At 70.8% G+C, this 14,159-nt stretch carries 14 protein-coding genes; 8 read left to right on the plus strand and 6 right to left on the minus strand.

From position 1 onward, the window contains the following. Positions 1–92: 92 nt before the first annotated feature. A complete protein-coding gene (locus EOINJALH_RS05140) occupies positions 93–1,268 on the plus strand; it encodes a GGDEF domain-containing protein (RefSeq protein ID WP_144289869.1) in 1,176 nt (391 codons plus the stop codon). A 25-nt stretch (positions 1,269–1,293) separates the two neighbouring features. Here EOINJALH_RS05140 and EOINJALH_RS05145 read toward each other — a convergent pair whose 3' ends face one another. From EOINJALH_RS05145 to EOINJALH_RS05155, 3 genes are all read right to left on the minus strand, one after another. Beyond that, entirely contained in the window at positions 1,294–3,291 is a 1,998-nt protein-coding gene (locus EOINJALH_RS05145; protein WP_088279243.1) for a S9 family peptidase, read from the minus strand. 88 nt (positions 3,292–3,379) lie between these two features. Further along, positions 3,380–3,970, minus strand: a complete 591-nt coding sequence (locus EOINJALH_RS05150) for a GNAT family N-acetyltransferase (protein ID WP_088279244.1) — start codon at positions 3,968–3,970, stop codon at positions 3,380–3,382. After that, positions 3,970–4,812, minus strand: a complete 843-nt coding sequence (locus EOINJALH_RS05155; RefSeq protein WP_088279245.1) for a MoxR family ATPase — start codon at positions 4,810–4,812, stop codon at positions 3,970–3,972. The genes EOINJALH_RS05150 and EOINJALH_RS05155 overlap by 1 nt, the downstream gene beginning before the upstream one ends. Before the next feature lie 159 nt (positions 4,813–4,971). Between EOINJALH_RS05155 and EOINJALH_RS05160 the strand changes: the two genes are divergently transcribed. The 4 genes from EOINJALH_RS05160 (at position 4,972) to EOINJALH_RS05175 (ending at position 8,960) form a co-directional block, all read left to right on the plus strand. Continuing rightward, a complete protein-coding gene (locus tag EOINJALH_RS05160; protein WP_404872733.1) occupies positions 4,972–5,655 on the plus strand; it encodes a c-type cytochrome in 684 nt (227 codons plus the stop codon). A gap of 130 nt (positions 5,656–5,785) precedes the next feature. Next, positions 5,786–7,078 (plus strand): HD-GYP domain-containing protein, encoded by a 1,293-nt coding sequence (locus EOINJALH_RS05165; RefSeq protein ID WP_088279247.1) that lies wholly within the window; start codon positions 5,786–5,788, stop codon positions 7,076–7,078. Positions 7,079–7,164: 86 nt separating this feature from the next. Further along, positions 7,165–7,356, plus strand: coding sequence for a heavy-metal-associated domain-containing protein (locus EOINJALH_RS05170; protein ID WP_088279248.1), 192 nt, complete (start codon positions 7,165–7,167; stop codon positions 7,354–7,356). Positions 7,357–7,373: 17 nt separating this feature from the next. Further along, on the plus strand, positions 7,374–8,960 hold the full coding sequence (locus EOINJALH_RS05175) for an ABC transporter substrate-binding protein (protein WP_088279270.1): 1,587 nt from the start codon (positions 7,374–7,376) through the stop codon (positions 8,958–8,960). 43 nt (positions 8,961–9,003) lie between these two features. On the opposite strand, the gene EOINJALH_RS05180 is transcribed toward EOINJALH_RS05175, so the two are convergent. Beyond that, entirely contained in the window at positions 9,004–9,435 is a 432-nt protein-coding gene (locus tag EOINJALH_RS05180; RefSeq protein WP_088279249.1) for a DUF1841 family protein, read from the minus strand. 156 nt (positions 9,436–9,591) lie between these two features. On the opposite strand from EOINJALH_RS05180, the gene EOINJALH_RS05185 reads away from it, so the two are divergent. Then, positions 9,592–10,344 carry a sulfite exporter TauE/SafE family protein gene (locus EOINJALH_RS05185; RefSeq protein ID WP_088279271.1) on the plus strand — a complete coding sequence of 251 codons (753 nt, stop codon included), beginning with the start codon at positions 9,592–9,594 and terminating at the stop codon, positions 10,342–10,344. 15 nt (positions 10,345–10,359) lie between these two features. Here the strand turns inward: EOINJALH_RS05185 and kefC are convergent, their stop codons facing one another. Both kefC and EOINJALH_RS05195 read right to left on the minus strand, forming a co-directional pair. Next, positions 10,360–12,216: a glutathione-regulated potassium-efflux system protein KefC gene (gene kefC, locus EOINJALH_RS05190; protein ID WP_088279250.1), complete on the minus strand. Its 1,857-nt coding sequence runs from the start codon at positions 12,214–12,216 to the stop codon at positions 10,360–10,362. Between the two features lie 80 nt (positions 12,217–12,296). After that, on the minus strand, positions 12,297–12,929 hold the full coding sequence (locus tag EOINJALH_RS05195) for an NAD(P)H-dependent oxidoreductase (RefSeq protein ID WP_088279251.1): 633 nt from the start codon (positions 12,927–12,929) through the stop codon (positions 12,297–12,299). A 112-nt stretch (positions 12,930–13,041) separates the two neighbouring features. Between EOINJALH_RS05195 and EOINJALH_RS05200 the strand changes: the two genes are divergently transcribed. Together EOINJALH_RS05200 and EOINJALH_RS05205 are read left to right on the plus strand one after the other, a co-directional pair. Further along, on the plus strand, positions 13,042–13,659 hold the full coding sequence (locus tag EOINJALH_RS05200; protein ID WP_088279252.1) for a ParA family protein: 618 nt from the start codon (positions 13,042–13,044) through the stop codon (positions 13,657–13,659). Further along, positions 13,656–14,135 carry a MaoC family dehydratase gene (locus EOINJALH_RS05205; RefSeq protein ID WP_088279253.1) on the plus strand — a complete coding sequence of 160 codons (480 nt, stop codon included), beginning with the start codon at positions 13,656–13,658 and terminating at the stop codon, positions 14,133–14,135. Before EOINJALH_RS05200 ends, EOINJALH_RS05205 begins: the two co-directional genes overlap by 4 nt. Positions 14,136–14,159: the final 24 nt, after the last annotated feature.

Genomic DNA, 14,159 nt, shown 5'->3' on the forward strand with positions numbered 1-14,159 from the left:
TGGCGTGAAGCATAGCCGCAGCGCCGACAGGGTGCCGGCGCGCGGCTCAAGTTACCGGCCAGCGCGCCGAATAGACGACGATGCTGGGGAACGTGGCCCTTACCCTTTGGACGCTCATGCTGCTGGAGCTGCTGCTGGCCTGCGGCTGGGCGATGGCCGCGTGGCGGCTGGACGTGCCGCGCCAGGCGGCGGCGCACTGGGCGGCGTTCTCGCTCGGCGGCGCACTGTCGCTGGGCGTGCTGCTGGGCGTGCCCAACGCGCCGGCGACGCCGGCCGCCATCGGCCTGTCGAGCCTGGGCACGGTGATCAGCCTGCTGTGCATGCGCCGCGGGCTGCTGCTGTTCCTGCGCTTGCCGCCGGCCGACGGCGAGGCGCTGGCGGTGGCCATGCCGCTGGCGGTGACCGCGGCGCTGGGCGCCGGCTGGCCAGCGGTGTTCCCCGACGTGGTGCGCGTGGTGGTGATGTGCACGGCCGTGCTGTGGCTGATGTCGCGCACCGCGGCGCAGGCCTGGGACGCGCTGCGCGGCGAGTTCGGCGACACCACGGCCTTCGCGGTGCTGTGGCCGCTGGTGGCCTGCATTGCGCTGGTGGTGCTTCGGCTCACGGCCGCGCTGGTCTGGCCGGACGTCACCGGCCGCTTGCTGCCGGCCGAGGGCCCCTTCCATGTGGCGCTGGCGCTGGTGCTGCTGGTGCTGACATTGCTGGTGCACGGCAGCCTGGCGTCGGTGGTGCTGCTGCGCATGGTGGCGCGCCTGCGCCACCTGTCGCAGCGCGACGCGCTGACCGGGCTGTTCAACCGCGCCGAGCTGATGCAGCAACTCGAAGCCAGGCACCGCATGCTGGTGCGCTACGGCGAGCCTTTCGCGGTGCTGATCATCGACGTGGACCACTTCAAGTCGGTCAACGACACGCTGGGCCATGCCGCCGGCGACGCGGTGCTGATCAACGTGGCGCAGGTGCTCAATGCCTCGGCCCGCGATGTCGACGTGCTGGGCCGCCTGGGTGGCGAGGAGTTCTGCGTGCTGCTGCCGCACACCGACGCTGCGTCGGCACGGCTGGCCGCCGAGCGGCTGCGGCTGGCCATCGCCGACGGCCACATCACCTGGCGACAGCATGCGGTGTGGCTGACGGTGTCGGTCGGGCTGGCGCACGGCGACGATCCGGACGAGAGCCCGAGCCACCTGCTGGAGCGGGCCGACCAGGCGCTCTACCAGGCCAAGCACAGCGGCCGCAACCGAACCATCGTCTGGCGGCCGTCGTTCGCCTGAGGCGGTGCGCTGCCGCGGCAGCGCCTCAGCGCCGCGAGCCCGGGTCGTGCCGGGCCAGCCAGCCGAAAAATTCGTCGTACCAGAGCCGGCTGTTGCGCGGCTTGAGGATCCAGTGGTTCTCGTCGGGGAACCACAGCAGGCGGGCGTCGACGCCGCGGGCCTTCAGCGTGTTGTAGTAGGCCAGGCCCTGCGCGTCGGGCACTCGGTAGTCGAGCGCGCCGTGGATCACCAGCGTGGGCGTGTGCATGGTGCCGGCGAAGGCGTGCGGGCTCTGGGCGTGGATGCGCGCCATGTCGTCCCAGTACCAGGCGCCCAGCTCCTTGGAATGCCAGGCCCAGGCGTCGTCGGCGAACATCGCCGTCCAGTCGAAGCAGCCGGCGTGGCACACATAGGCGGCATAGCGGCCGGGCTTCACGTGGCCGTTCATCCAGGCCACCATGAAGCCGCCGTAGCTGCCGCCGGTGGCGAAGACGCGGCGCCGGTCGATGAAGGGCTTGCGCAGCATCGCGGTGGTGACGGCCTCGATGTCCTGCAGCTCGAGCTCGCCCCAGCGGTGGGTGATGCTGTCGAGGAAGGCGTGGCCGAAGCCCGACGAGCCGTGGTAATTGACCACCGCCACCACGTAGCCCTGCGCCGCGAAGGTCGCGTTGTTCCAGCGGTAGTGCCAGTTGTCGCCGACGGACGTGTGCGGCCCGCCGTGGATCACCTGCAGCAGCGGGTACTTGCGCCGCGCATCGAAGCCCGGCGGGTAGAACAGCCACACCTGCACCCGTTCGCCCAATGCGCCGCGCACCCAGATGGCCTCGTGGCGGCCCAGGCGCAGGCCGGCCATCACCTTGTCGTTGAAGCGTTCGATGCGCAGCGGCGCCTCGCCCAGGCGCCAGGCGTGCACCCGCGCCGGGTGGTCGGCCGCGTCGGCGACCACCACGGTGGTGCCGCAGCGGCTGTCCCAGGCCTGCACCCAGCCGTCGTCGTTCAGCGCCTCGGCGGCTCGCGTGGCCAGGTCGAAGCGCCACAGCGGGCGGCGCCCATGGCGCTCGGCCGCCAGCAGCACGGACTGGCCGTCGTCGTGCCAGACCAGCGGGCCATGCACGTCCTGGTCCCAGTCGGCGCTCAGCAGCAGGTGGCCGTTGCCGCGCTCCCACAGGGCCAGGTGGCCCGGCGCGGTGTGGGTGCGGCCCTGGTGGCTGGCGATGAAGGCCACGCGGGTGCCGTCGGGGCTGTAGCGCGGTGCGGTGAAGCTCCAGTCGTCGTCGCGCACGATCGGCGTGATGCGGCCGTTGCGCAGATCGACCTCGGCCAGGGCGAATCGGGCGTCCGCGCGCTTTTCGGGCGCCGGGTCGTAGGCGAACACCGCCTTGCGCCCGTCGGGCGAAATGTCGAAGCAGGTGCCGTCGGGCTCGTGGCGCGGCAGCTCGTAGCCGCTGCCGTCGAACAGGTCGCGCACCTTGCCCGTGCAGATGTCCATCACGTGCAGGTGGGCCACGCGGCCCATGGGCACGAAGTGGTCCCAGTAACGGTACAGCGCCTCGCTGGTGGCGTAACCGGTGTCCTTGCGGTCCTTGTGGGCCTTCAGCGCCTTGGCCTGCGCTGCCGTGCCCGACAGGCCGGGCCACACCCAGGAGACGAAGACGATGCGCTGGCCGTCGGGCACCCAATGGAAGGCCTCCAGGCCGGTGGCCACCTCGCCCACGCGCTGGGCCTCGCCGCCATCGGGGGCGATGACGTAGAACTGCGCCTCGTCGTCCTTGCGGCCCTGCTGCTCGCGGCGGGCGACGAAGCCGATGCGGTCGCCCTGCGGCGAGAAGCGCGGCTGGCCGTCCTTGTCGCCGCAGTGCGTCAACGGTCGCGGTTGGCCGCCCAGGGTGGACAGCAGCCACAGCGTGCTCGAGGCCTTGTTCTCGGCCATCGAGAAGCGGCTGACCGCCACCACCGCCTGGGCGCCGTCGGGCGACACGCTGGGGGCGCCCACGCGTTCCATCTGCCACAGGTCATCGACGCCGATCGGCTTCTTGCGGGCCATGCTCGCTCCGAGGGGGTGGGGCGGTGAGAGGGGGCGGCGACGGACAGCAGGCGGTCGCAGAGGAAACGTGGTGCGCCGAGCCGTGCAATCAGCCGCGCGACAGCTGGAAATCTAGGTGGGCCCGCACGGTGGGCCATTCGTCGGCGGTGATGCTGTACACGGCCGTGTCGCGCAGCGTGCCATTGGACGCGCGCTGGTGATTGCGCAGGATGCCATCGAGCTGCGCGCCCAGGCGCTCGATGGCGCGGCGGCTCTGGGTGTTGAAGCGGTGGGTGCGGAACTCCACCGCGATGCATTCGAGCGTGTCGAAGGCATGGGCCAGCAGCAGCCGCTTGCACTGGGTGTTGAGCGGCGTGCGCTGGGCGCTGCGCGCATACCAGGTGGAGCCGATCTCGACGCGCTGGTGGGTGGCGTCGATGTTCATGTAGGTGGTCATGCCGACCACCTTGCCCGTGCCGTCGAGCACGGTGAAGGGCAGCATCGAGCCGCTGGCCAGCAGGCCCAGGCGGCGCTCGATCTCGGCGGCCATGCGCTCGGGCGCCGGGATGGCCGTGTACCAGAGCTGCCACAGGTCGCCGTCGCGCACCGCGTCGACCAGGGCATCGTGGTGGTCGGACGACAGTAGCACCAGCCGCGCCTGCGGCCCGGCCAGCGTGAGCGGCTCAGTGATTGGGCGCATCAGCGGTTGTGCCGCTGCATGAACACGAGTTTCTCGAACAGGGTCACGTCCTGCTCGTTCTTCAGCAGCGCGCCCACCAGCGGCGGCACGCTGACCTTCTCGTCCTTGCTCTGCAGGGCCTCGAGCGGGATGTCCTCGGCCACCAGCAGCTTCAGCCAGTCGAGCAGCTCGGACGTGCTGGGCTTCTTCTTCAGGCCGGGCAGGTTGCGCACGTCGTAGAAGGTCTTCATCGCGGCGGTGAGCAGCTCTTGCTTCAGGCCGGGAAAGTGCACGTCGACGATGCGCTTCATCGTGTCGGCGTCGGGGAACTTGATGTAGTGGAAGAAGCAGCGGCGCAGGAAGGCGTCGGGCAGTTCCTTCTCGTTGTTGGAGGTGATGAACACCACCGGCCGGTGCCGCGCCTTGATCAGCTCGCGCGTTTCGTAGACGTAGAACTCCATGCGGTCGAGTTCGCGCAGCAGGTCGTTCGGGAACTCGATGTCGGCCTTGTCGATCTCGTCGATCAGCAACGCCACCGGCTGCTCGGTGGTGAAGGCCTGCCACAGCGTGCCGCGCACGATGTAGTTGTGGATGTCCTTGACCTTCTCGTCGCCGAGCTGGCTGTCGCGCAGGCGGCTCACCGCGTCGTACTCGTACAGGCCCTGCTGGGCCTTGGTGGTGCTCTTGATGTGCCACTGCATCAGCGGCATGCCCAGCGCACTGGCCACTTCCTCGGCGAGCATGGTCTTGCCGGTGCCGGGCTCGCCCTTGACCAGCAGGGGCCGCTTGAGCGTGATCGCCGCGTTGACGGCGAGCATCAGGTCTTGCGTCGCGACGTAGTTGTCTGTGCCTTGGAATTTCATGGTGCGCCGGGTGGGTTCGTGCGGGTTCTTGCGGGTGCGGGTCAGTATAAGTGTCGGTCCTATAATCTTTTGATCGCCCGCAAACGCGCCGGCACGCACATGCCGTAGGCATTTCGCGGCTCTGGCCTCTCAACCGCAGCAACCCACGTCCGAGCAATGATCAAGAAAGCGCTTCCCCTGCTGCTGGCCCTGTCCGGCATCTGCACCCTGCCGCAGGCCCAGGAGGCCAAGCCCGGCGACGCGGCCCGGGGGGCCAGCAAGGCCGCCATGTGCATCGGCTGCCACGGCATCGTCGGCTACCAGGCCACCTTCCCCGAAGTGCACAAGGTGCCGATGATCTCGGGCCAGGGCGGCAAGTACATCGTCGCTTCGCTGCAGGCCTACGCCAAGGGGGATCGCAAGCACCCGACCATGCGTGGCATCGCGGCCTCGCTCACCGAGCAGGACATGGCCGATCTGGCCGCCTACTACGAATCGCACGGCAAGGCCGCCGGTGCCGCCGCGCCGGCCACCACCGTGGCCGCACCGCCCGAGGCCCTGAAGGATCGGCTGGCCGCCTGCGTGGCCTGCCACGGCGCCAACTTCAGTACGCCGATCGACCCCGCCTTCCCGCGGCTGGCCGGCCAGCATGCCGACTACCTGCAGGTGGCCCTGAAGGCCTACCACACCGACGGCAACCCGAACGTCGGGCGCAGCAACGCCACGATGCGCAGCCAGGTCGTGCAAGAGTCGGGCGGCAAGAAGAAGCTCACCTTCACCAGCGGCGAACTCAAGCAGGTGGCGGCCTACATCGCCGCGATGCCCGGCGACCTGAAGGTGGTGCCGCAGTCCGGCCGCCGCTGATCGCTCCCCGGCCCGTCGGCGACGCCGGCCGGGCCCCTGTGAAACCGCTGCCTCGGCAGCGGTTTCTTCGTTCTGCACCGGGCGTTCGGTTCAAGTGCCTGGCCCGATCGGCCGATATCAGCCGTGAACCATGGCCCAGCGCGACAGCACCCTGAAGAAGATCCCCGTCTCGGCGCTGCGCCTGGGCATGCACCTGCATGCCATGGAAGGTGCCTGGCTCGACCACCCGTTCTGGAAGACGCGCTTCGTGCTCACCGACGCGGACGACCTCCGGCGCCTGCGCGAGAGCAAGGTGCGCGACTGCTGGATCGACGTGGCCCGCGGCCTGGACGTGGCCGTGGTCGACGACCTGCCGGCGCCGCGCCGCCCATCGGCCTTCCACGTGGCGTCGTCGTCGCCCACTGCGGCCGCGGTGGCCGACCCCGCAGCCCCGGCGACGCCATCGGTGCTGCCGCCGGCCTCGCAGCCGATGGCCGCCGAGCTGCGCAAGGCCGCCGAACTGTGCAACCGCTCGCGCGAGGCCGTGACCTCGATGTTCGCCGAGGCCCGCCTGGGCAAGGCGCTGGACGCCGACCGTTGCCTGCCGCTGGTCGACGACATCGCCTCGTCGGTGTTCCGCAACCCGGGCGCACTGGTCAGCCTGGCACGGCTGAAGACGCAGGACGACTACAGCTACATGCACTCGGTGGCGGTGTGCGCGCTGATGGTGGCGCTGAGCCGGCAGCTCGGCCTGGACGACGAGCGCTGCCGCGAGGCCGGCCTGGCCGGCCTGCTGCACGACCTGGGCAAGGCGGCGATGCCGCTGGACGTGTTGAACAAGCCGGGCAAGCTGACCGACGCCGAGTTCGCCATCATCCGCACGCACCCGGTGCGCGGCCACGAGATGCTGCAGGAGGCCAATGGCACCGGCGAGGTGGCGCTCGACGTGTGCCTGCACCACCACGAGCGCATGGACGGCCGGGGCTACCCGCACCAGCTGGCCGGCGACGCCGTCTCGCCGATGGCGCGCATGGGCGCGGTGTGCGATGTCTACGACGCCATCACCTCGAACCGGCCCTACAAGGCCGGCTGGGACCCGGCCGAATCGATCGCCCGCATGGCCTCGTGGAAGGGCCACTTCGACGAGGCCACCTTCCGCGCCTTCGTGCGCAGCCTGGGCATCTACCCCAACGGCTCGCTGGTGCGGCTGGAGTCGGGCAAGCTGGCCGTGGTGATGGAGCAGAACGGCGCCGCACTCACCGCGCCGATCGTCAAGGCCTTCTTCTCGACCCGCTCGTCGCTGCCCATCACGCCGGTGGTGATGGACCTCAGCCGGGCGGGCTGCGCCGACCGCATCGTCGACCGCGAGCAGCCGTCGAAGTGGAACTTCCCGCAGCTCGATTCGCTGTGGGCCGGCGACGAGGTGCTGGCGCGCAGCCACTGAGCGGGCCGGCCTCGGCCCTGCGATTGCCTGGCGGGCGGCACAGGCCCGATACTGCGGGCTGCTGCTCCAACCCAGAGGCTTTCGCCATGATCGAGTTCACCCTGCCCACGATGACCTGCGGCCACTGCGTGCGCGCCGTCACCGAAACCGTGCAGCGCATCGACGCCGCGGCCCAGCTCCAGATCGACCTGCCGGCCCACCAGGTGCGCATCGACTCGCAGCAGCCGGCCGAGCGCTTTGCCGCCGCGCTGGCCGAAGAAGGCTACCAGCCGGCCTGACCCGTTCCATGCGCGCCATGACCCCCATCCCACGCGTCCTGCAGACGTGCATCGCCGTGGCTGCGCTGGCCATGGCCGCCGCGGCGCCCGCCCAGACCTTCCGCTGGGCCAGCCAGGGCGACCCGCAGACCATGGACCCTCACTCGCAGAACGAGGGCCTGACCAACAGCATGAACCAGCAGGTGTACGAGCGCCTGGTGGCCCGCAACCGCAAGCTCGAGCTCGTGCCCGCGCTGGCCACCGAGTGGCAGCAGGTGTCGCCGCTGCTGTGGCGCTTCAAGCTGCGCGCGGGCGTGAAGTTCCACGACGGCGCGCCGTTCACGGCCGACGACGTGGTGTTCTCGGTCAAGCGCGCGCAGGAGATCACCTCGCAGTTCTCCACCTATGCCAATGCCGTGGGCGAGCCGCGCAAGGTGGACGAGCTGACGGTGGAGTTCCAGCTGCGCGGCGCCAACCCGGTATTCCTGCAGCACATCGAGCTGCTGTCCATCATGAACAAGGCCTGGAGCGAGAAGCACCGGGTCACCAAGCCGCTGGACTACAAGAACAAGGAAGAGACCCACGCCTCGCTCAACGCCAACGGCACGGGGCCGTTCATCCTGGTCAATCGCGCGCCCGGCATCAAGACCACCTATCGCCGCAACGGCGCGTGGTGGAATCAGCACGAGGGCAATGTGCAGGAGGTGGTCTACACCCCGATCGCCAACGACGCCACGCGCCTGGCGGCCTTGATTTCCGGCGAAATCGATTTTGTGCACGACCCGGCGCCGCGCGACCTGGCCCGGCTGCGCTCGGTGGCCGGCATCAAGGTGCTCGACGGCCCCGAGAACCGCATCGTCTTCATCGGCCTGGACCAGAGCCGGGACGAACTGCTGTACAGCAGCGTCAAGGGCAGGAACCCGTTCAAGGACCTGCGCGTGCGCAAGGCGCTGTACCAGGCCATCGACGTCGAGACGATGAAGACCAAGCTGATGAACGGCATGAGCGCGCCCACCGGCAGCATGACGCCGTCGCCGCTGGCCTCGTTCAACGACCCCGAGATCGAGCGCCGCCTGCCCTACGACCTGGCCGCCGCGCGCAAGCTGATGGCCGACGCGGGCTACGCCGACGGCTTCGAGGTGACGCTCGACTGCCCGAACAACCGCTACGTCAACGACGAGGAGATCTGCGTCGCGCTGGCCTCGATGTGGGCGCAGCTGAAGGTCAAGTTGCGTGTCAACGCCATGCCGCGCACGCTGTACTTCCCCAAGGTCGAGAAGCTCGACACCAGCCTGTTCATGTACGGCTGGGGCGGCGCCATCACCGACGCCGAGACGCTGTTCACCCCGGTGATGCGCAACCGCGGCGAGAAGGGCGTGGGCCTGTACAACTACAGCCAGGTGCGCAACGACAAGTTCGATGCGCTGGCCGCGCAGTCCAGCGCCGAGACCGACCCGAAGAAGCGCGAACAGCTCATCCGCGCCGCGCTCACCGAATGGAAGGAGCAGGTGCACACCATCCCGCTGCACCGCCAGGTGATCCCCTGGGCCGCGCGCAGCAACGTGGACGTGCCGCACCGGGCTGACAACTTCGTCACCGTGCAGTGGGTGACGATCGGCAAGTGATGCGTCGCCCGAGGGCTTAGCGCGGCGCTCGGGCCTGGCCAGATCAGCGCGTGGCGCGGCGGCGCACGGCGTCCAAATAGGCGTGGCCGTCGGGCGGCAGGCCGCTGCGCTGCGACGCCCAGATCATCTCGCCCAGGCACTCCATCACCTCGTGGTGGGCCTCGTGCAGCGATTGCCGCCGCGCGGCCAGCAGTTCCACCGCCTGGCGGATGCCGGTGGGCTGGTCGATGCCGCACTGCTCGGTGATCGACAGGTGCATCGACAGGTGCAGGAAGGGGTTGGTGCGGCCGTCTTCCACCGCGAAGCTGGCCGCCAGCGCGGCGTCGACGTCGGACAGGTCGGCGTGGTATTCGGGGTGCTGGTCGAGCCAGGGCGTGGCCAGCGCCTCCATCTGTGTCAGCGGCAGGCCGTCGCGGTGCTTGCGCCAGGCCTCGCAGAAGAAGCGGCGGACATCGTGCTGGGAGGGCTGGAACATGGCGACGGTTGGGTGGCTCGCGGTGCTGCAGCCGTGAAGCTGGGCTGACGCCGGGGTGGGGCACGACAATCGCGGCGTGACACGACCCGAAGGCCCAGGCATGCGCAGGCGTTGCGATCGAACGGTGGAACCGCGGCATTGTCGCCGGCCGGCACGATGATCGTCACCGACCCGGGCTTCTATGCGGTGGCCGTGCCGGCGGTGCTGATGCTGGGGCTGAGCAAGAGCGGCTTCGGCGCCGGCTTCGGCGCGCTGGCGGTGCCGCTGATGGCGCTGGCCGTGCCGGTGCCGCAGGCCGCGGCCATCCTGCTGCCGCTGCTGGCCATCATGGACGCGCTGGGCCTGAAGGCGCTGTGGCGCGAGCGCGATGCGGCGCTGCTCAAGCTGCTGCTGCCCGCCGGCATCGTGGGCACGGTGATCGGCTTCGCGCTGTTCAGCCTGCTGTCGGCGCGCACCGTGGCGGCGATGGTGGGCGGGCTGACGCTGATGTTCCTGGCCATCCGCGTGCTGCGGCCGCCGCGGGCCGACGCACCGCCGCCGGCGCGCTGGTTGGGCCGGGTGCTGGCCGCCACCTCGGGCTTCACCAGCTTCGTCGCGCACGCCGGCGGGCCGCCGATCGGCTTCTACGTGCTGCCCCTGAAGTTGCCACCGGTGCGCTTCACGGCGACGATGGCGGTGTTCTTCGCGGCGGTCAACGCCGCCAAGTGGCTGCCCTACGCCTGGCTGGGCCTGATCGACGGCCAGAACATGGGCACCTCGGCGGTGCTGGCGCCGCTGGCCCCGGTGGGTGTGTGGGCCGGCGTGCGCCTGGTGCGGTCGATCCCGCAGACGATGTTCTACCGGATCTTCCACCTCGGCCTGCTGATCACCGGCACCAAGCTGCTGTGGGACGGGTTGCGGCCGCTTTGACCGTGCCCACGGGCGTCAAGGCGGGGGCTCGTCGCCGGGCGGGCCGTTCGGCGCCGCTGCGGGCCAAGGACCGCGGCGCCGCTCGCGGGCGGCGGCCTCGCGCTCCTCGGCCCACACCTGTTCCAGCTGCTGTCGGCCCAGCCGTGCCACGTCGATGAGCTTCTGCTCGTCGCCCAGGTGCGGCGCCATCCGCTCGATCATGTCCACCGTGTGCTGGCGGAACCGCAGCGCCTGGTTGCGCGCGGTGTGCGGCTGCCAGCCCAGCGCCTCGAGCACGCTGCGCGCGCTCATCAGCGCGGAATCCAGCGTCTCGCGTTCGATCAGCGCCACGCCGGCCTGCCGCAACTGGGCGTAGTGGGTGACGTTGCGCGCGCGGGCCACCACCACCAGCTGCGGGAAGTGCTCGCGCACCAGGCGGGCCACGGCCACGCTCTGGTCCACGTCGTCGATGGCCAGCACGAACACCCGGGCCTCGGCCGCCCCGGCCATGCGCAGCAGGTCGAGCCGCGTGGCGTCGCCGTAGAACACCTTCCAGCCGAAGCGGCGCACCGTCTCGACCTGGTCGGCCGAGTGGTCCAGCACCGTGGCCGACAGGCCGTTGGCGCTGAGCAGGCGGCCCACCACCTGGCCGTAGCGGCCGAAGCCGGCGATGATCACCGGCGCCTGCTGCGGCTCGGCCAATGTGGGCGGCGCCGGGCCGTCGCGGCGCGCGGCCAGGCGCGGCGCCAGCCAGCGGTCCATCGCCACCAGCAGCAGCGGCGTGGCCAGCATCGATAGTGCCACCGCCGCCACCAGGAACGAGGCCGTGGCCGCCGAGATCACGCCGGCCTGCTGCCCGGTCTGGAAGACCACGAAGCCGAATTCACCGCCCTGCGCCAGCAGCACGATGAACACCGGCCGCTCGACCAGCGGCAGCGGCATCGCGCGCGCCATGCCCCACAGCACCGCGGCCTTGACGAGCAGGAAGCCCGCCACCACCGCGGCGATCAGGCCCGGCCGCTGCAGCACCACGGCAAAGTCGATGCTCATGCCCACGGCGATGAAGAACAAGCCCAGCAGCAGGCCCTTGAACGGCGCCAGGTCGGTTTCAAGTGCGCGGCGGTATTCGCTCTCGGCCAGCAGCACGCCGGCCAGGAAGGCGCCCAGCGCCATCGACAGCCCCACCGACTGCATCAGCGCGGCCGTGGCCACCACCAGCAGCAGCGACGCGGCGGTGAAGATCTCGGGCGTGTCGCTGCGGGCGATCCAGCGCAGCGCGGGGCGCAGCAGCAGGCGGCCACCCAGCACGATGGCGGCGATCACGCCCAGCGCCTTGGCCGCGCCCAGCCAGCCATTGCCCTGCGCGTGCGCGTCGGCGGTGGCCAGCAGCGGCACCAGGGCCAGGATCGGGATCGCGGCGATGTCCTGCAGCAGCGCCACGCTCAACACGCTCTGGCCCGAGCTGGTGGCCATCAGGTTGCGCTCGGCCAGCACGCCCAGGCCGATGGCGGTGGACGACATGGCCAGGCCCAACGCGGCCACCAGCGCCACCGGCCAGGGCAGCCCGGCGGCGATGCCCACGCCCAGCAGGATGGCCGCGCTGCCCAGCAACTGCACGCTGCCCCAGCCGAAGATCGGCCGGCGCAGCGCCCACAGGCGCCGCGGCTCGAGCTCAAGCCCCACCAGGAAGAGCATCAGCACCACGCCGAACTCGGCGAAGTGCAGCATGGCTTGTGGGTCGGTGACGAGCTTCAGGCCCCACGGCCCGATGGCGATGCCGGCGCCCAGGTAGCCGATGATGGCGCCCAGGCCCAGCAGCCGCGCCAGCGGCACGGCCAGCACCGCGGCGGCCAGGTAGACCAGGCTGGTGCCGAGCCAGTCGGTGTGCTCCATGTCAGTTCCGCCCGGCCGCCCGAAGGGACTGACGCGCCCCTCGGGGGCCGCGAACGCAGTGAGCTTGGGGTCGTTTCATTTCAGGTGCCTCCAGCCAGGGGGCCCGGGTCGTCGACCGGGCGGGCATCCGCAGGCACCTCGCAGGTCGGGCAGGGTGCGAGGTCGGCCATCTCCGGCCAGTCGGGCCAGGTGCGCAGGCGGTCGGCGAACACCTGCGCATGCGCGGCCAGCGCGGCGTCGTCCACCCGCTGCGCACCGTGCATCACCAGCGGCGGCAGGAAGCGCAGGCCGGCCAGCACGGCCGTCTGCTCGTAGGGCGGCAGGAAGGCGTCGAAGAAGTAGCGGTTGTGGCCGTCGGGTCGGTAGGACGACTCGGCCCCGCCGGTGGAGGTGACCAGCCACAGGTCGCGCCCGCGCAGGCGGTCGCCGCCGGGCCCGTAGGCCCAGCCGAAGCGGAACACCTCGTCGAGCCACAGCTTCATCAGCGGCGGCATGCCGTACCAGTGGACCGGGTGCAGCCACACCACCAGCCGGGCCGCCTCGAGCGCGGCCTGCTCGGCCGCCACGTCGACCAGGTAGTCGGGGTAGCGGGCGTACAGGTCGCGCACCTCCACGTCGGCCGGGGGCAGGGTGGCGGCGGCCTGCATCAGTGCGCGGCCGACGCGCGAATGCTCCAGCTCGGGGTGGGCGACGAGGACGAGGACGCGGGCCATGGCAAAGGGTGGGTGGTGGGGTGCGGCCGTCCAGTGGGTTTGCCCGGTGACGGGGCGCCGGGCGGCTCTCGTAATATCGCAGCAAATCCACCTCTTTCGACGGAGCCTGCAGATGCCGGTCATCGTGGTCGCCAATCCCAAGGGCGGTGTCGGCAAGAGCACGTTGGCCACCAACCTGGCCGGCTGGCTGGCGCGGCAGGGCCACGCGGTCATGCTGGGCGACATCGACCGCCAGCAGTCGTCGCGCCAATGGCTGGCGCTGCGGCCGCCGCAGTTGCCGGCCATCCGTGGCTGGGACATCGAGGACGAGCGCGTGCTGCGCCCGCCCAGGGGCACCACGCACGTGGTGCTGGACACCCCGGCCGGCCTGACCGGCAAGCCCTTCGAGGCCGCGTTGAAGATCGCCGACCGCCTGGTGGTGCCGCTGCAGCCCAGCCTGTTCGACATCCAGGCCACCCACGCCTTCGTGCAGGCGCTGCGATCGCATGCGCGCGCCGACAAGGTGGCCATGGGCCTGGTGGGCATGCGCGTGAAGGACCACACCCATGCCACCGGCCACCTGCACGAATTCGTCGCCACGCTGTCGCTGCCGTGGCTGGCCGACCTGCGCGACACGCAGAACTACGTCCACCTCGCCGCCCGCGGCCTGACGCTGTGGGACGTGGCCCCCGGCCGCGTCGCGCGCGACCTGCAGCAGTGGCAACCCCTCCTCGAATGGCTCGGCCAATGACCCCCTCTCCCGTTGCACACGCCACCACCCACTTCGCCACCCTCGAGTCGCTGCGCGGCAAGGTCGGCGAGCACCTCGCCACCAGCGACTGGATCACCGTCGACCAGGAGCGCATCGACCTGTTCGCCCGCGCCACCGGCGATCACCAGTGGATCCACGTCGACCCCGAACGCGCCGCGGCTGGGCCTTTCGGCACCACCATCGCGCACGGCTTCCTCACGTTGTCGCTGGTGCCCGAGTTCGCGCAGTCGGCGATGGTCGTCGACGACGTGCGCATGAGCGTCAACTACGGCCTGAACCGCGTGCGCTTCACCGGCCCGGTGCCCTCGGGCAGCCGCCTGCGCGGCCACCTGCGCCTGAAGGCCTTCGAGCCGATCGACGGCGGTGCGCAGCTGATCACCGAGGTCACGATCGAGCGCGAGGGCGTCGACAAGCCGGTGTGCGTGGCCGAGACCGTGGCGCGTCGCTTCACCTGACGATGGCGCCCGCGCCGCCGGCCC

This window comes from Ideonella sp. A 288, assembly GCF_002198735.1.
Taxonomy (GTDB): domain Bacteria; phylum Pseudomonadota; class Gammaproteobacteria; order Burkholderiales; family Burkholderiaceae_C; genus Pseudaquabacterium.